Origin of the sequence: Micromonospora sp. CA-111912 (assembly GCF_050948415.1) — a bacterium.
Lineage (GTDB): Bacteria > Actinomycetota > Actinomycetes > Mycobacteriales > Micromonosporaceae > Micromonospora.
This window is the reverse complement of sequence record NZ_CP192007.1, coordinates 4152230-4169512: the sequence shown is the minus strand read 5'-3', so window position 1 is coordinate 4169512 and position 17283 is coordinate 4152230. Positions and strand designations below refer to the sequence as shown.

The following is a 17283-nucleotide window of genomic DNA, read 5'->3' as shown; positions in this document are numbered from 1 at the left end:
GCCGGGATGAATCAGCGGGCCACGAGCGCCGGGACGGGCAGCACGAGCTGGACGGTGGTGCCGGGGCGGGCGTGGGCGGGATCCGCCCACGCGATGGTGAGCGCGGCCCCGATGCCCTCCGCGCGTTCCCGCATCGACGCGGTGCCGACGCCGGCGACCAGCGGGGCGGGGATGCCCACCCCCTGGTCCGTGACGCACACGACCAGGCTGTCCGGTTCCACGGAGACGTCGATGGCGCACCGGTCCACACCGGCGTGCCGGCGCACGTTGCGCACGGCCTCGCCCACGATGCCGTACACCGCGGTCGCCACGGTGTCGGGAAGCTCCACGTCGGGTGCCCGCACCAGCACCGTCAACCCGGCATCGGCGTAGCGTTCCCGCAGCCGGTACAGCGCCGGCCGCAGCCCGCCGCCCTCCAGCGGTGGCGGCACGAGGTCCCGGGCGATCTCCCGGACTCCCGCCGCCTGGCGGTCCATCTCGGCGACGAGCCGGCCGAGGAGGTCGTCGGCTGCCGCGATCTCGGACAGGTGGCGGTGCGGGCGCAGCATGTTGCGGCCGGCGGTGAGTGCGAGCCCGACTCCGCTGATCGCCGGCCCCAGGTCATCGTGCAGGTCACGGCGCAGCTTGCGGCGCTCCTCGTCCCTGCTCTGCGCCAGCCGCACCCGGGAGCGGTCCAGGTCGCGCTGGGCGAGGGCGAGCAGGGCGAGCGCGGTGACGACCGGTGCCAGGTCGTGCAGCAGCGCGGCGGTCCGCCCGTCGAGCCGCTCACCGGGGCGCGGCCAGGCCCACAGCTCTCCCACCGACCCGTTCCCGCCGTCCAGACACACCACCAGGGCCGGCCCGCGCGCCGACGGACCTTCCCGGGCCGGGGCGCGGCGCGGGGGTACGGGCGGGACTCCCGTCAGGGTTATCGTGGCCGAGGCCAGCCGCAACGAGTCGGCGATGCCGTCCGCCACCGCGTCGAGCATCCGGGTGCTGTGCTCCGCCGCGCGCAGCCGGTCGGCGACCTGCCGGATCAGGCGTGGCCCGTCGTCGCCGTACACCAGTCGGTCCACCCTGCGTTGCACCCACGCGCGCGCGGGTTGGAACCCGGCGGCGAGCAGCGCGGTCACCACGGCCTCGGGCACCGCCGAGGTCGCCGGCAGGACCGTGCCGAGCAGCAGCACACCCACGACGTACGCGCCGATCACCAGCCCGGTCATCAACGCCCAGACCAGTGTCCGGCGGATGGTCAACTCCAGGCCCCACAGCCGCTGACGCAGCACCACGACCAGCACGGAGGCGGGGAAGAAGGCCTGGGCACCGAGCATGAGCAGCGGGGCGAACGGCACCGGGACGGAGACGTGGAAGGCCGGGTTCAGCGCGAGCGGCAGGAAGGCCGCCGCCAGCAGCAGGGTGCCGATGGCGAGCCAACCGAGGCCGTGCCGCTGCTGCCGGGGCAGGGTACGGCGCCGGGCCAGCACGCCGACGGCGGCGGCGACGCCGAGCACGACGAGCGCGGGCTCCAGCCAGGGATCGACCGCCGCGCGGGCCGCGAGGAGGGTGTCGTCGGTGAGGGGGATCGCGTGCAGGCCACCGGGCAGGGTGAGGGCGCACGCCTGCGCGACCACGATGAGGACGGCACCGGCGCCGACGGCGACCCGGGTACTCCGGTCGAGCGGCCGTACCGGCAGGAGCCAGGGCAGCAACACGACGAGGGCGTAGAAGCCGGGCACCCAGGCCCAGTACGCGACGCCGGCGAGCTGTCCGGTCGTCCACAGGTCGGGCCAGCGGTACACCACCATGCTCCAGCAGGCCGCCGCCGCCGACAGCGACCCGCCGACGCCCGCCACGGCCATGATCCAGGCGGCCAGGTGGGTGCGGCGCAGCAGGGTCAGCCAGGCGACCACCCCGTAGATCGCGCCGACCACCAGGTCCACCAGCGTGTAGAGCATCCACGGGTGCCAGGGCGGCGCCGCCACACACCATGCCACCACGGAGGCGGCGGTCAACCCGCTGGTACCGGTCAACACCGCCCACGCCACGACCCGCCACCGGGGCCCGGTCCCGGCGATCGTGTCGGGCCCGGCCGGACCAGCCCCTGCCGGGCCCGACACGATCGTCGGGACCACCTTGCCGCCCACCTGACCGGGCCGGTCAGGCCGGGCCGGCGAGCGTCTGGCAGACGTTGTCCTGCTTGCCGACGGCGACCGCCATCCGGCGGGTTCCGGCGGCGTCGAACGTGATGACGTGCAGCCCGTCGAGCAGGTAGTAGCCCTGCGGATAGTGATCCCCGGCCCGGAACCCGAAGCCTGCGGGGCCGACGATGGTGTACCGCAGCCACCCGCCGTCCTGGCGGTAGTCGGCCGCGCCGGACCCGCCCGCGTCCCGGCGCGTCATCCGTCCCGTGGTGACGTCGACGAAGTCGACCACGAGCGGACCGGCGAACTCCTCTCGCCTGACGGCCCCGTCGGGATACCGGTCGACCACCCGGACCCGGACGTCCTGTGAGACCACCTGGACCCGCAGCGGGAACGCGCAGTACCGGCCGGCCGGAGCGGTCCACTCCTCCTGCGTCCAGGGCCGCCAGGGCTCGGGCTGGCGGGACCGTTGGGCGGAAAGGTCGGCGCCGGCTGCCACTGCGGGCGCGGGGACTGCCGCCGCCACCGCGGCCAGCACCAGCACGACCCGTAGGCCCGGGGAAGCGACCTTGGAGAGCAACATGCCTCACCTAACCATTCTCATAGGATTAACCGGTGTGTTGACAATGTCTGGTTAGTGGAGGGCTGGTCAAGGCATACTGGTGTCGTGCATTGGACCGATGTCGACGGCCTCCGGATGCCAGTGCTGCTCGCCGGTCACCCAGGGCTGGAGCTCTGCAACACCTGGGCGGGCTGGGGCCATCCCCCCGGCCCGCACCGGGAGTGGCTGCGCGGCTACGACCACCTCGCCACCTGGGCCGGGCACGCCTCGCTGATCGACGTGTCCACCGTACGGCGGCTGCGCGCCGCCGCGCGTCGGGAGCCCGCCACGGCCGAGCGGGCCCTGGCCGCGGCGCGGTCCTTCCGCACCTCGCTGCGTACCCTCCTTCTCGACCCGGGCGACGCCGGGGCGTTCCGCGCCGTCGCGGCCCAGGCCCGGCGCGCCGCCGCCGCCGCACGGCTGACGGCGGGCGCCGACGGCGTCGCGTCCTGGATCCTCTCTCCGGACAACACCCTCGACCTGCCGCTGCTCGCGTGCGCGCGGTCCGCCGCGGACCTGCTCTGCACGCCGGCGCGGGCCCATGTCCGCGCCTGCCCCGGGGCCGACTGCGGGTGGCTGTTCCTCGACCCCCGGGGCCGGCGGCGCTGGTGCAGCATGGCCGTCTGCGGCAACCGGGCCAAGGTCCGGGCGTACGCCGATCGCCACTGACGAACAGGCACCCCTGATCTGCGTGCCCCTGCTCTACCAGCAGGAAGACGGGGTCGGTGCCGGAGCAGCGGACGGCGAGTCCGGCTGCGAGGCGGCCCGCGACCAGGGCCAGCCCGACCACCCCGGCGGCCGCCAGCACGGAGACCGTCCGGTCAGCGCACCGATCGACCCACCGGCGCAGGCCGCCACGGCGACGGCCCTCGACAGGAGGACACCGTCGCCGGCAAGCGGCCCGCAGACACCCTGTCAGCGATCCTGTGGAATCCCGTTCTGGTTCCGGCGGATGTCCTCGATCAGTTCCGCCACCAGCGCCGCCCGCTCCGGCATGGCGGCGACGACGACGTGCTCGCCCTCGGAGTGCGCGCCGTCCCCCACGGCGCCGAGACCGTCGAGCGTGGGACAGCCCACGGCCGCGGTGAAGTTGCCGTCCGACCCGCCACCCACGTCGGCGCCCCGCAGCGGACCGAGGCCCAGTGCCGGCGCGAGGGCCGCAGCCCGCGCGAACAGGGCCGCGGTGGAGGACGCCGGCAGCGGCGGCCGGCTCGCCCCACCGGCGAGTTCGACGAACACGTCGGGCAGGATGGGCTTGAGGGAGCGCAGTTCCCCGTCCACGCGCTCCGCCTCGCTCTCCACGGCGACCCGGACGTCGACCCCCAGCCAGGCGTGCGCGGGCACCACGTTGCCGGCGGTGCCGCCACCGGCCATGGTCGGCGTGACGATCGTGCCGAGGTCGGGCCGGGCGAGTTCCCCGACGTCGAGCAGCAGGCGACCCAGCACGGTCAGCGCGTTGCGGCCGAGCTCCGGGTCCAGCCCGGCGTGGGCCGCGCGTCCGTGCACGTCGAAGCGGTACCGGCCGATCCCCTTGCGACTCGTCTTCACCGCGCCGTCGACGGACGGTTCGAGGACGAGAGCGGCGTCGCAGCGGTGGGCCGTCTCCTGCACGAGCTTCCGGCTGGTGGGAGAGCCGATCTCCTCGTCGCAGGTCAGCAGGATCTCCAGCCCGGCGCGATCCGGCAGCGCAGCCACGGCGTGGAAGAGCTGCACGATCCCGGCCTTCATGTCGAAGCAGCCGGGGCCGGTGGCGGTCCCGGTCGCGTCGTCGAGGGTGAACGGCCAGCGTTCCAGAGTGCCCAACGGCCAGACGGTGTCGTAGTGGCCGATCAGGGCGACGGTCGGCTGGCCTGACGCGGCGGGCCAGCGCCACCGCAGGTGGGTACGTCCGTCGACCTCGACGGAATCCGCGGGCACGCCGATGATCTCCTCGGCGATACCGGACACCGTCTCCGCCCCGGCCTGGCAGGCCGACAGGTCGTTGGACGGCGTCTCGACCGAGACCAGACGGCCGAGTTGCCCCACCATCTCGGCCGTGCGGGTCCGTAGGTCGTGGAGCCGGTCAGTGGATACGCTCGTAGGCATCCATGGATCTTTGCCTGGATGAAGCGCGACGGCAATCATGTCCCGGAGCTGAGCCGGTCGCAGGAGCCGGCCTCACCGACGCGCGGGCGGGGTGGCGGTGGGCGTCGGCGTCCTCGACGCCCACCGCTGCCCGCGCGGACGGTCAGGCCACGGCGCAGGCCGCCCCGTTGAGGGTGAACGAGGCCGGCTTCGCGGTGTTGCCGGTGTGGGTCGCCTGGAAGCCGATGTCGACCGAGGCGTTCGGCGCGATGGCGCCGTTGTAGGAGACGTTACGGGCGCTCACCGCCCCGCCGCTGGGGGAGTAGGACGCGTTCCAGCCGTTGGTGATGGTCTGTCCGCTGGGCAGGGTGAACGCCAGGGTCCAGCCGTTGACCGCAGCGCTGCCGGTGTTGGTGATGGTGACGGAGGCGGTCAGGCCGCTGTTCCAGGCGTTGACCGCGTACCCGATCCGGCAGGCCCCGCCGGGCGGCGGCGTGGTGGGCGGCAGCGTGGTGGGCGGCGGCGGTGTGGTCGGTGGGGTGGTGCTGTCGAGGCCGAAGAAGCGGATGACCTGGGCGGCGTCCACGGGCAGGTTGTGCGACACGCCGCTCATGCTGATGGCCTCGATCGGCGCGGTGGGGCCGCTGCCGCCGTACCGGGTGCGGGTGTGGCCGGACTGCGGGGTGTCGGTGTACGTCGGGGTCTGGCTCAGCCCGTGCACGTTGGTCCACTGCTTGACCTCCTCCCCGAAGTTGGGGTAGCGCAGGACCTCGTCGTTCGTGCCGTGCCAGAGCTGCATCCGGGGCCGCATGCCGGTGTACCCGGGGTAGGCGTTGCGGATCAGGTCGCCCCACGCCTGCGGGGTCCTGGTGAGCTGCCCGTTGGCGCACTCGCTGTTCCATTCCGAGCCGTTCGTGGTGGCGAAGCAGGCGAACGGAACACCGGCGAACGCCGCGCCGGCGGCGAACACGTCGGGGTAGAGGCCGAGCAGGACGTTGGTCATCATCGCCCCGGAGGAGATGCCGGTGGCGAAGATCCGGTTCGGGTCGACGGGGTAGTGCTGCCGGACGTAGTCGATCATCGACTTGATGCCCACCGGGTCGCTGCCACCGTCGCGGCGCAGCGCCTGGGGCGAGGCGACGTCGAAGCACTGGCTGCTCCGGGTCACCGACGGGTAGACCACGATGTAGCCGTACCGGTCGGCCAGGGCGGCGAACTGGGTGCCGGAGTACATGGCCGGCCCGGTGCCGGTGCAGTAGTGCACCGCGACCACCAGCGCCGGTCGGGGCGCGACGTTGTCCGGAACGTACAGGTACATGCGCAGGTTGCTCGGGTTGGTGCCGAAGCCGGTGACCTCGGTCAGCGCCGCGGCCGACGCGGGGGTGGGGACGGCCAGCGCCGTCAGCGCGGTCACCGCGGCGGCGGCCAGGGCGGCGCACAGCAGTCTGATCTTCGCTCTCATGGACGGGTTCCTCCGGAGAATGCGACTGCGACAGGGTTGCCGATCGAGGCTGCCCGGCGCCCGATCATGTCCGGCTCAGAAACATCCATCAGTATGGATAGCCTGTGTCCGTCTGGCAACCTCGGGGGCCGGGGTGGCGGTGTCATCCGCACCCGTGCCCGGTGCCCGCGCCCCTGCCGCGGCGGGGGTGGGCGGGGCGGCCGGCGCCGGCGGGTGATCCTTCCCCCGCTGCGGTCCGGCCCGAGTGCAGGCTAAAGTTGGTGTCCTGGTGTGCCGGGAAGTCTGGTCGGCGATGGATGACGCGACCCCTGCCGACGAGGAGACCCCGTGACCGACGCCCCCCGGCGCCGTACCAGCCTGTTCGCCCGACGCTCGTGGGGTGAGACCAGTCGCATCTCGGCCATCCTGCGCAAGGAGACCGTCGGGGGGGCGCTCCTGCTCGCCGGGGCCCTGCTGGCCCTGATCTGGTCGAATTCGCCCTGGTCCGACGGATACCAGGCGCTGCGGGACCTCCGGTTCGGCCCGGCGGCGCTGCACCTGGACCTCAGCCTCGCCACTTGGGCCGCCGACGGCCTGCTGGCGATCTTCTTCTTCGTCGCGGGGCTGGAGCTCAAGCGCGAGTTCGTCGCCGGTGACCTGCGCGACCCGCGCCGGGCCGCGGTGCCGGTGGCCGCCGCCGCAGGCGGGGTGCTCGTGCCGGCGGTCCTCTACTCCCTGATCGCCGACGCCGACGCGGCGCAGGGCTGGGCGATCCCGACCGCGACCGACATCGCCTTCGCGCTGGCCGTGCTCGCCGTGGTCGGGCGGTTCCTGCCTGCGGCGTTGCGCACGTTCCTGCTCACCCTCGCCGTGGTCGACGACCTGCTGGCCATCGTCATCATCGCCGTGTTCTACACCTCCGACCTGGCCGTCGGGCCACTGCTGGGCGCGCTGGTCCCGCTGGCGGTCTTCGCCCTGCTGGTGCGGCGCCGGGTGCGCTCCTGGTGGCTGCTGCTGCCGTTGGCGGCGGCGACCTGGGCCCTGATGCACGCCTCCGGGGTGCACGCCACCGTCGCCGGTGTGCTGCTGGCCTTCACCGTGCCGGTGCTCCGCAGCCGGGCCGCCGGCGGCCCGGACGCCGGTCCGGGCCTGGCCGAGCACTTCGAGCACCGGTTCCGTCCGCTCTCCGCCGGCGTCGCGGTGCCGGTCTTCGCGTTCCTGTCCGCCGGTGTCACCATCGGCGGCCTCGCCGGGCTGGCCACCGCCCTGACCGACCGGGCGGCGGTCGGCGTCGTGGTCGGCCTGGTGCTCGGCAAGCCGATCGGCATCATGCTGGCCACCTGGCTGGTGTCCCGGTTCACCCGGGCCGACCTCGACGAAGGGCTGAACTGGCTCGATGTCCTCGGCCTGGCGCTGCTGGGCGGGATCGGGTTCACCGTCTCGCTGCTGATCGGGGAGTTGGCCTTCGGGCTCGGCAGCGAGCGCGACGGCCACGTCAAGGTGGCGGTGCTCACCGGCTCCCTGGTCTCCGCAGTCCTGGCCACGGTGATCCTGCGCGGGCGCAGCCGGCTGTACCGGCAGGTGCACGAGGCCGAGAACGTCGACCTCGACCGCGACGGGGTGCCCGACGTCTACCAGCCGGAGCCCGGGCGGCCCGACGGCCGCTGAACCGGCCGGATCCACACCCGCCCGGTCCGGTGGTCACCCCGGCCGGGGCGGGCCGGGGTTCACCGCACCGAGCACGACGGCGCCCGGTCGGGTGACCCGCAGCGCCCGGGCGGCGGGCTGGGGTTCACCGCCCGGGGGTACGAACGGGCCGGGGGCGGTCCAGCAGGGCCTCGCGCTGGGTGTCGAAGACCGGGAAGACGCCGTCCAGTCGCATCGTGTGCAGCACGGTGCGGACGAACCGGGACGGGGCGGCGAGGCACAGCACGACGCCCCGGTTCCTGGCCTGCTGGTGCGCGCGCACCAGCAGGCCCAGCCCGGCCGGGTCGATCTGCGCCACGCCGTGCAGGTCCACGACGGCCCGCCCGTCGAACTCGACCGTGTCGTCGAGCGCGGCGCGCAGGGCCCCCTCGTCCCGGCCCGCGACCTCGTCGCAGTCGTCGACGTGGTCCAGACCGAGGGCCGGCCCGGCCCAGCGGGGGCCGCCCTCCGGGCCGGCGATGCTGCACGGCGGGCAGCGGTGCGGGCCGACCGCGAAGGGTGAGCCGCTCCAGCCGTGCTCGGACACCAGCGTCCAGACGACCTCGGCGTCGGGCAGCACGCAGGCGTGACCGGTGGTGGTGTCGCCGCAGTCGTCGCAGATCAGCGTCATCAGGCGATCGTCCGGTACGACGGTCATCCCGGATTCCTCTCGTTGTCCGCTGCCGCGGTCGGGCCCCGGAGGACGTCGGCCGGGCATCGGGGTGACGCAGACCGACCCGGCCCGGACCCGTCGGTCACCGCCTGGCGGCGGCACGGGGCCGCCGCGGCGGCTGGGCAACCGCAACCCTGCTACGTGGTTTTGGAGGGGATCTCCCAGTCGTATGACAGTTGTGTGACAAAACCGAAGGCCGCCGGGATCGGCGGGGTCGCGGCGGTGACGCCCCCTGGTTTCGTCGCCTCAGGTTTCGCATTCGGGCCGGGGCGGGCATGGTGGTGGGAAGCCGTCGAAAGTGGACGGGACGGATCGCGGCGCTCGACGGCCGCGGGGCCCGCCCCGCTCACCAGGGGAGGGGACCGGTCCATGACCAGATCCAGGCTGGCCGGCGCGGCGCTCGCGCTCGCGCTCACTGCGACAGCCGGGTGCAGCTCCGGCGAGAGCGTCGACGTCGGCGGCGCCGGTGACCCGGGCGGCGGGAGTGCCGGGGGGACGCTCGCGGCGGCCATCGGCGGGGAACCGGACCAGCTCGACCCGCACCGGACCTCGGCCTACTACAGCTTCCAGGTGCTGGAGAACGTCTACGACACCCTGGTCGAGCCGGGCGCGGATCTGCGCATGGGCCCGTCGCTGGCGACGAGGTGGACCACCAGCGACGACCAGCTCACCTGGACCTTCACCCTCCGCGAGGGGGTCAGGTTCTCCGACGGATCGCCGCTGACCTCGGAGGACGTCGCCTACTCGTACAACCGGATCATCTCCGAGAAGCTGAACCAGGCGTACAAGTTCGAGACCGTGAAGTCGGTGGCCGCGCCGGCCCCGACCACCGTGGTCGTCACGCTCACCAAGCCCACCCCGAACCTGCTGGCCAACCTCGGCGGCTTCAAGGGCGTCGCGATCGTCGAAAAGTCCAACGTGGAGTCCGGGGCGGTCAAGACCAAACCGGTCGGCAGCGGGCCGTTCGCGGTGGCCGGTTACACCTCCGGCGACAGCGTCAAGCTGGTCCGCAACGACGCCTACTGGGGCGGCCGGCCCAAGCTCGACGGGGTCACCTTCACCTTCGTCAAGGACCCCACCGTGGCGCTGCAGAACCTGCGCGGCGGCGAGGTCCAGTGGACCGACAACCTCCCGCCCCAGCAGGTCGCGGCGCTGAAGGAGAAAGGCGGCGGCGTCACCGTCGAGTCGAGGCCCTCCACCGACTACTGGTACCTGGCGCTCAACCAGGGCCGCAAGCCGTACGACGACGCGAACGTGCGCCGGGCGATCGCCTTCGCCCTGGACCGCGAGGCGATCACCAAGGCGGCCAAGTTCGGTCTGGCGAAGCCGAACCAGACCGCCATCCCCGAGGGCAGCTCCTGGTACCACGAGTACGCGCCGTACCGGCACGACCCGGCCCAGGCCCGGCAGCTGCTCGGGCAGGCCGGCGTGCGCGGGCTGACCATGGACCTGATGGTGACCAACGAGTACCCGGAGACGGTTGCCGCCGCCCAGGTGATCGCCGCCCAGCTCAAGGACGTCGGGATCACCGTCAAGATCCGCACCCTCGACTTCGCCCAGTGGCTCGACGAGCAGGGCAAGAGCAACTTCGACGCGTTCATGCTGGGCTGGCTCGGCAACATCGACCCGGACGAGTTCTACTACGCCCAGCACCGCACCGGCGCGACGTTCAACTTCCACAAGTACAGCAACCCGGCCGTCGACAAGCTCCTCGACGCCGGCCGGACCCAGACCGACCCGGCGGCCCGCAAGCAGACGTACGACCAGGCCGCGAAGCAGATCGTCGACGACGCCAGCTATCTCTACCTGTACAACCCCGAGGTGGTGCAGGGCTGGTCGAAGCAGGTGACCGGGTACCAGGTCCGCTCCGACCGGGCCGTCCGGTTCCGCGACGTCGGCCTCGACCGGTGAGCTGACGGGAGCCTCGCGTGGCACGCTTCGTCCTCCGCCGGCTGCTCCAGTCGGTCGTCGTCCTGCTGGGGGTGACGCTCGTCGTCTTCCTCCTGCTCCAACTGGTGCCGGGCGACCCGGTCCGGGTCGCCCTCGGCACCCGCTTCGACCAGCAGACCTACGACGCGCTGCGGGAGCGGTCGGGCCTCGACCGGTCGCTCGTCGCGCAGTACGTCAGCTACGTCGGCCACGCGCTGACCGGCGACCTCGGGGTCAGCTTCCGCAGCGGCCAGCCCGTCACCACCATCGTGCTGGAGCGGCTGCCGGCCACGCTGTCCCTGGCGGTGACCGCCGTGCTGCTCGCCCTGCTGGTCGCCTTCCCGCTGGGGGTGCTTTCCGCCGTGCGCAGCGGCTCGGCCCTCGACCACGCCGCCCGGGTGTTCAGCCAGTTCGGGGTGTCGGTGCCCGACTTCTGGATGGGCATCATGGGCATCCTGCTCTTCGCCGGAGTGCTCGGCTGGCTGCCGCCGTCGGGGTACGTGGCGCTGACCGAGGACCCGGCGGGGTGGGCGTCCCACGTGTTCCTCCCGGCTGCGGCGGTCGGGCTGGTCACCGCCTCGATCCTCACCCGGTTCATCCGCTCCTCGGTGCTAGAGGTGCTCTCCGAGGACTACGTGCGCACCGCCGAGGCCAAGGGGCTGCGTTCCCGGGTCGTGGTCGTCCGGCACGTGCTGCGCAACGCGCTGATCCCCGTGGTCACCGTGGTGGCGGTGCAGTTCGCCAGCCTGATCGGTGGGGTGATCGTGATCGAGGTGCTGTTCGCCTGGCCGGGCGTCGGGCGGCTCACCTACGACGCTGTCCAGGCCCGCGACTACCCGGTGCTCCAAGGCGCGGTGCTGTTCGTTGCCGCCCTGTTCCTGCTGATGAACCTGCTGGTGGACATTCTCTACGCCCGCCTCGACCCGCGGATCGGCGTCCGGTGAGCGGCCGGGAGAACGGCCCGGGGGACGGCACGCTGCGCCGGGCGCTGTCCGCGCTGCGGCACGACCCGCCGGCCGTCGTCGGCACCGTCGTCCTGCTCCTGCTGCTCGTGGTCGGGGTGGCCGGCCGGTGGCTGGCGCCGGACGGGGTCAACGACGTCGACGTCGACGGGATGCTGCGCCCGCCCAGCGTCGACCACCCGTTCGGCACCGACGAGCTGGGCCGGGACGTGCTCAGCCGGGTGCTCGTGGCCGCCCGCGTGTCGTTGCAGGTGGGCCTGGTCAGCGTCGGCATCGCGCTGCTGGTCGGGGTCACCGTCGGGCTGCTCGCCGGCTGGTACCGGGGTTGGGTGGACAACGTCCTGATGCGCGGCATGGACGTGCTCTTCGCGTTCCCGGTGCTGCTGCTCGCCGTCGCGATCGTCGCCGTGCTGGGGCCGGGCCTGCTCACCGCGATGGTCGCCATCGGGGTGGTCTACACCCCGATCTTCGCCCGGGTCACCCGCGCGGGGGTGCTCTCGGTGCGGGAGCAGGTCTTCGTCCGGGCGGCCGTGTCGATCGGGGCGTCGGACGCGCGGATCATCCGCCGCCACGTACTGCCCAACATCGCGGCCCCGCTGATCGTGCAGACGTCGCTGTCCCTGGCCTTCGCCATCCTGTCCGAGGCGGCGCTGTCCTTCCTCGGCCTCGGCATTCAGCCGCCCGACCCGGCGTGGGGCCGGATGCTCTACGACGGGCGCGGGTTCGTCACCGAGGCGTGGTGGCTCGGCGTCTTCCCCGGCGCCGCCATCTTCCTCACCGTGCTCGCCTTCAACCTGGTCGGCGACGCGCTGCGGGACGTGTTGGACCCGCGTCAGCTCACCGTCAACGAGGCGAGGAGGAGCGGGGCATGAACGAGCGGACGGGAACCCCGGCACAGTCCGGCCGCGACGCCGGGGCGGCCCACCGCGACCCCGGCACCGTGACCGACCACGGGACGGCCCACCGCGACCCCGACGCCGAGCCGGTGCTGGCCATCGAGGACCTGACGGTGACGCTCGGCACCCGCCGGGGCCCGGCGCGGGCGGTCGCCGGCGTGAGCTGGTCGGTGCGGGCCGGGCAGACCCTCGCCCTGGTCGGCGAGTCCGGCAGCGGCAAGAGCATGACCGTGCTGGCCGCCACCGGGTTGGCCCCCCGAACGGCCCGGGTCGCCGGCCGGGTCCGGCTGCTCGGCGAGGAGTTGACCGCGCTGCCCGAGCCGCGCCGCCGCCGGCTGCGCGGCCGGCACGTCGGCTTCGTCTTCCAGGACCCGATGACCTCGCTCAACCCGGTGCTGACCGTGGGCCGGCAGGTCTCCGAGGCGTGCGAGGAGCACCTGGGCATGACCCGCCGCCAGGCCCGGGAGCGGGCCGTGGAACTGCTCGACCTGGTCGGCATCCCGTCGCCGCGGCAGCGGGTGGACGCGTACCCGCACCAGTTCTCCGGCGGGATGCGGCAACGGGTCGTCATCGCGATGGCCCTGTCCTGCGAGCCGGCCCTGCTGATCGCCGACGAGCCGACCACCGCGCTGGACGTCACCACCCAGGCGCAGATCGTCGAGTTGGTCGCCGACCTGCGCCGCCGGCTCGGCACCGCCGTCGTCTGGATCACCCACGACCTCGGCGTGGTCGCCGGGGTCGCCGACACCGTCGCCGTGATGTACGGGGGGCGGATCGTCGAGCAGGGGCCGGTCGACGCCGTGTTCGACGCGCCGTCGCACCCGTACACCCGGGCGCTGCTGGCGGCTCGGCCCGGCCCTGGCCTCCGGGACGGGGACCTGCCGGCGATCGAGGGGTCGCCGCCGAGCCCTCTCGAACTGCCCGCCGGCTGCGCCTTCTGGCCCCGCTGCCCGGTCCGCGGCGACGCCCGCTGCGAGCACGAGCTGCCGCCCCTGGTCCCGGTCGCCCCCGGTCACCAGGTGCGCACCTTCTACCCGCTCTCGGAGGACGCATGACCGCCGACACCGCCCGGGGCGTACCCCTTCCCGCCGCCGGTCCGGGCGAGCCCGTCGCCGAGCTCGACCAGCTCAGGGTGTGGTTCCCCGCGCCCGGTGGCACCGCCGTCCGCGCCGTCGACGGGGTGTCGCTGCACATCCGGCGGGGCGAGACGCTCGGGCTGGTCGGCGAGTCGGGCAGCGGCAAGTCGACCGCCGGCCTGGCACTGCTGCGCCTGGTCGACGCGACCTGCGGGTCGGTCCGCGTCGGTGGCCGGGACGTGACGTGGTGGTCCCGCCGCCAGTTGCGTGGCCTGCGCCGCCAGGTGGCCATGGTGTTCCAGGACCCGCAGGCGTCGCTGGACCCCCGGCTCACGATCGGCGCGAGCATCGCCGAGCCCTTGGTGGTGCACCGGCTCGTCGACTCCGCGGACGCCCGCCACCGGCGGGTCGCGGAGCTGCTGGAGATGGTCGGCCTGCGCGCCGACCTCGCCGGCCGGCATCCCCACGAGCTCTCCGGCGGCCAGCGCCAGCGGGTCGGCATCGCCCGGGCGCTGGCCGGGGAACCCGACCTGATCGTCCTCGACGAGCCGATCGCCTCGCTCGACCTGAGCGTGCAGGCGCAGATCATGAACCTGTTGCGCGGGCTCCAGCGCGATCTCGGGCTGACCTACCTGTTCATCGCGCACGACCTGGCCGCCGTCGAGCACATGAGCGACCGGGTCGCCGTGATGTATCTGGGCCGGATCGTGGAGACCGGCACGCCGGCGCAGCTGTACGGGGCGCCCGCCCACCCGTACACCGCCGCGCTGCTGTCGGCCATCCCCGTGGCCGACCCGAAGGTGGAGCGGCACCGTCGGCGGATCATCCTCAGCGGCGACGTCCCGAGCCCGGTCGACCCGCCGAGCGGCTGCCGGTTCCGCACCCGGTGCCCGCAGGCCCGCCCCGACTGCGCCGAGACCGACCCGGCGTTGGTCGAGGTCGCCGCCGGGCACGAGGCCGCCTGCCTGTACGCGGGGGAGGCCGTCCGCGCGATGCGGGCCGACCCATAACATTGATAAGTGCAACAGTCTGGATGTATATCTTCTCTGCACCGTCGCCACGAGCCGGCGGTCGGACCATGCAGAGGAGCCCGCGTGCACACTCCCACCCTCCGCCGCGCCGCGCTTGCGGCCGGCCTCGCGGCGGCCGTCCTGGCCGCCCCGGTTGCCACCCCCGCGTACGCCTTCCCCGAGCACCGGGGCCCCGCGCCCGCCGCCGTCCCGGCCGGCGCCGTCCTCTCGGTCACCGACGGGCTGGCCCGCCGGCTCGCCGGGGCCCTCGCCGACCCGGCGGCGACCCGGGCGGTCCTCGCGGCCACCGCCGACGGCCCGGCCGACCTGCTCGCCGTCCCGCTCGGGGCGTCGGGCCTGTCCGGCGAGGCGCGGGCCGCGAACCGGCGGGTGCTCGCGGCCAAGGGCCTGCCTGCGACGGCCGGATCGCTGCTGCGGCTGCGCTGGGCCACCCCGGACATGCGCGCCGCGGCGACCCGGGGCGCGGTTCCGCTGGTGGCGGCGACCCCCACCGACGACGAACTGACCAACGTCACCGCCTACGACCGGGGTGCCCGGCCGGTGCGGCTGGACGTCGCCCGGGTTCCCGACCGCCCGGTGCTGCTGGTGGAGGTCGACACCGGCCGGGCGCTGTCCGCCGGCCTGAAGTTGATGCGCGGGGAACTGGCCCGCCGGGGCGTCACCGACACCGCCGCCGCACGGGCGGCGACCACCGCGCGGACCTCGGCGGCGTCCGGCTACTGGGCCACCAAAGTCGACGCGGTACGGCTCAACGACGACCACGAGCCCTGGCTCAAGGGCGACGCCGAGATCTACAGCCTCGTGGCCGGGTTCGGGCTCGACGGCAAGCCCACGGTCGACCTGGTCCAGATGCCCTACCTCGACCACGACGGCACGACCTACCGCCCGAACCAGCTCCTGGTGCACTTCTCGGCCTACAAGTACAACCTGGCCGACGTGGTGATGATGGAGGACGACGGCGACACCAACTACAAGGCCCTGGTCCAGGCGATCGTCGGCGCGCTGCTGGTGATCGTGGACGGCGGGGTGTACCAGCCGCTGGTGAGCGCGATCCTCGACGCCATCCCGACCTCCTGGTACACCGACGACCCGGACTATGTGGACTCCTGGTACACCCTGTCCACTGCCAGCAGCGGCCGGCTGGGCGGCGCGGCCGGCAACGGCTGGTTCGACGTCTCCCCGTACTTCGTGCAGCCGCTCTGACCACGACGCACCCGGTGGGGCCGCCGAGCACGTGCGGTCCCACCGGGTACGGGTGGCGGGCTCAGCTGGTGGGGAAGTTGTCCGGGGTGCGGATCCGGTTGCGCATGAAGGTGCCGGAGTCGGTCAGCACGGAGGGGCCGGTGTACGTCCCGCCGTAGCAGGTGCCCGGGCGGAACGCGGCGCTGCCCTCGTCGGCGTCCGAGAACGTCCAGTTGGCGTAGCTGATCTTCAGCCGGTCCAGCAGGTCCAGCCAGGCGGTGCTGCTGGCCGCGTCCACGGCGCCGCCACCGGTGTACGTGACGGTGCCGAACTCGGTGACGAACATGGGCAGCCGGGCGGCGGCGCGCTCCAGTTCGGCGCGGTAGCTGTCCCTGTGCGAGGCGGCGTAGAAGTGGAACGCGTACATGATGTTGCCGGCGTTCACCGGGTTGTTGACGACCTCGGTGGAGTTGCCGCCCTCGGAGACCCCGAGCGAGGACCAGGCGCGGGTGCCGACGACGACGACCGCGTCCGGGTCGTTGGCGCGGATGACCGGGATGACCTGCTCGGCGTAGTTCTTGATGGTCGACCAGCTCACGCCGTTGGGCTCGTTGGTGATCTCGTAGATGACGTTGTTCTTGTTGGCGTGCCGGGCCGACACGGCGGCGAAGAACGTCTTGGCCCGCTCCAGGTTGAACATCGGATCACCGGGGGTCAGCGTGTGGAAGTCGACCAGCGCGTACATGCCACGCTCGGTGGCCTCGTCGACCAGCGTGTTGACCCGGTTGGTGAAGCCGGCGGGGTCGGTCTCGTAGCCGTCCTCCTGCACGTACATCGAGACGCGCAGCAGGTCGGCCAGCCAGTCCTTGGACAGCGCGTCGAGGGACGCGTCGTTGTAGCACTGGGAGAACCACTGGAGGCCGTGGGTGCTCATGCCCCGCAACTGGATCGGCTTGCCGTACTGGTTGCACAGGTTGACCCCGCACACCCGGAGCTGGCCGTTGATCGCCACGGGCGTCGTGCCCCCCGGCGGCGGCGTGGTGGGCGGGGGCGTCGTCGGCGGGGGAGTGCTGGTCGGTGGCGGCGTGGTCGGCGGCGCGGTGGTGGGCGTCGTCCCGCCCGTGCACACCGTGCCGTTGAGCGTGAACGACGTCGGCGCCGGGTTGCTGCTCGTCCAGGAGCCGTTGAAGCCGATGTTGGTGCTCGCTCCGGTGGCCAGCGAGCCGTTGTAGCTCAGGCTCTGCGCGGTGACGGCGCTGCCGGTCTGGTTGAAGGTGGCCGACCAGCCCTGCACCACCCGCTGCCCGGAGTGGGGGAAGCTGAAGCCGAGGGTCCAGCCGTTGACCGCGGCCCCGAGGTTCTTGATGGTGACCGAGGCGGTGAACCCGCCGGCCCAGCTGTTGGTCGTGTAGGTGACGGCGCAGCCGGTGGCCGCGATGGCGTTGGTGGCCGGCAGGACCGCCGTCGCGCCCAGGGTCAGCGCGCCGACGGCGGCTGCCACGGCCAGGTGTCGTCGGGACGGGCGGGGGACTCTCTTCATCGGACCGTCTCTTCCGTCGGGGTGGTGGGGCGGGGCCCGGGACGGGGGTCGCCCCGGCGGTGGGGGTGTGGTGCGGGACGTG

The 17283-nt window shown here is 73.4% G+C and carries 14 protein-coding genes; 8 read left to right on the top strand and 6 right to left on the bottom strand.

Annotated features, from left to right (window positions below; all coding sequences use genetic code 11):
• Window positions 1–11: 11 nt before the first annotated feature.
• Complete coding sequence (locus ACQPZO_RS17285; protein WP_433342213.1) at window positions 12–2012, bottom strand: sensor histidine kinase; 2001 nt, start codon at window positions 2010–2012, stop codon at window positions 12–14.
• A gap of 124 nt (window positions 2013–2136) precedes the next feature.
• Window positions 2137–2703, bottom strand: a complete 567-nt coding sequence (locus ACQPZO_RS17280; protein ID WP_433342212.1) for a hypothetical protein — start codon at window positions 2701–2703, stop codon at window positions 2137–2139.
• Between the two features lie 84 nt (window positions 2704–2787).
• On the opposite strand from ACQPZO_RS17280, the gene ACQPZO_RS17275 reads away from it, so the two are divergent.
• Window positions 2788–3390, top strand: coding sequence for a CGNR zinc finger domain-containing protein (locus ACQPZO_RS17275; RefSeq protein ID WP_433342209.1), 603 nt, complete (start codon window positions 2788–2790; stop codon window positions 3388–3390).
• Between the two features lie 246 nt (window positions 3391–3636).
• Here ACQPZO_RS17275 and ACQPZO_RS17270 read toward each other — a convergent pair whose 3' ends face one another.
• Window positions 3637–4806, bottom strand: a complete 1170-nt coding sequence (locus tag ACQPZO_RS17270) for a M20/M25/M40 family metallo-hydrolase (RefSeq protein ID WP_433342205.1) — start codon at window positions 4804–4806, stop codon at window positions 3637–3639.
• Window positions 4807–4948: 142 nt separating this feature from the next.
• Window positions 4949–6247, bottom strand: coding sequence for an extracellular catalytic domain type 1 short-chain-length polyhydroxyalkanoate depolymerase (locus ACQPZO_RS17265; RefSeq protein ID WP_433342204.1), 1299 nt, complete (start codon window positions 6245–6247; stop codon window positions 4949–4951).
• A 327-nt stretch (window positions 6248–6574) separates the two neighbouring features.
• Here ACQPZO_RS17265 and nhaA point away from each other — a divergent pair, with 327 nt between their 5' ends.
• The gene (gene nhaA / locus ACQPZO_RS17260) at window positions 6575–7894 is read left to right on the top strand and encodes a Na+/H+ antiporter NhaA (RefSeq protein ID WP_433342202.1); all 1320 of its coding nucleotides are present in this window, start codon (window positions 6575–6577) and stop codon (window positions 7892–7894) included.
• 124 nt (window positions 7895–8018) lie between these two features.
• On the opposite strand, the gene ACQPZO_RS17255 is transcribed toward nhaA, so the two are convergent.
• Window positions 8019–8570, bottom strand: coding sequence for an STAS domain-containing protein (locus ACQPZO_RS17255; RefSeq protein WP_433342199.1), 552 nt, complete (start codon window positions 8568–8570; stop codon window positions 8019–8021).
• A gap of 384 nt (window positions 8571–8954) precedes the next feature.
• On the opposite strand from ACQPZO_RS17255, the gene ACQPZO_RS17250 reads away from it, so the two are divergent.
• The 6 genes from ACQPZO_RS17250 to ACQPZO_RS17225 all read left to right on the top strand — a co-directional run bounded on the left by ACQPZO_RS17250 (window position 8955) and on the right by ACQPZO_RS17225 (window position 15682).
• Window positions 8955–10496 carry an ABC transporter substrate-binding protein gene (locus tag ACQPZO_RS17250; protein ID WP_433342197.1) on the top strand — a complete coding sequence of 514 codons (1542 nt, stop codon included), beginning with the start codon at window positions 8955–8957 and terminating at the stop codon, window positions 10494–10496.
• Window positions 10497–10513: 17 nt separating this feature from the next.
• Entirely contained in the window at window positions 10514–11458 is a 945-nt protein-coding gene (locus ACQPZO_RS17245) for an ABC transporter permease (protein WP_433342195.1), read from the top strand.
• The gene (locus ACQPZO_RS17240) at window positions 11455–12348 is read left to right on the top strand and encodes an ABC transporter permease (protein ID WP_433342193.1); all 894 of its coding nucleotides are present in this window, start codon (window positions 11455–11457) and stop codon (window positions 12346–12348) included. Before ACQPZO_RS17245 ends, ACQPZO_RS17240 begins: the two co-directional genes overlap by 4 nt.
• On the top strand, window positions 12345–13427 hold the full coding sequence (locus tag ACQPZO_RS17235) for an ABC transporter ATP-binding protein (protein ID WP_433342191.1): 1083 nt from the start codon (window positions 12345–12347) through the stop codon (window positions 13425–13427). Before ACQPZO_RS17240 ends, ACQPZO_RS17235 begins: the two co-directional genes overlap by 4 nt.
• Entirely contained in the window at window positions 13424–14458 is a 1035-nt protein-coding gene (locus tag ACQPZO_RS17230) for an ABC transporter ATP-binding protein (RefSeq protein ID WP_433342190.1), read from the top strand. The genes ACQPZO_RS17235 and ACQPZO_RS17230 overlap by 4 nt, the downstream gene beginning before the upstream one ends.
• An 84-nt stretch (window positions 14459–14542) precedes the next feature.
• Window positions 14543–15682 (top strand): DUF3103 family protein, encoded by a 1140-nt coding sequence (locus tag ACQPZO_RS17225; protein WP_433342189.1) that lies wholly within the window; start codon window positions 14543–14545, stop codon window positions 15680–15682.
• 61 nt (window positions 15683–15743) lie between these two features.
• On the opposite strand, the gene ACQPZO_RS17220 is transcribed toward ACQPZO_RS17225, so the two are convergent.
• Window positions 15744–17201, bottom strand: coding sequence for a cellulase family glycosylhydrolase (locus ACQPZO_RS17220; RefSeq protein WP_433342187.1), 1458 nt, complete (start codon window positions 17199–17201; stop codon window positions 15744–15746).
• Between the last annotated feature and the right edge of the window lie 82 nt (window positions 17202–17283).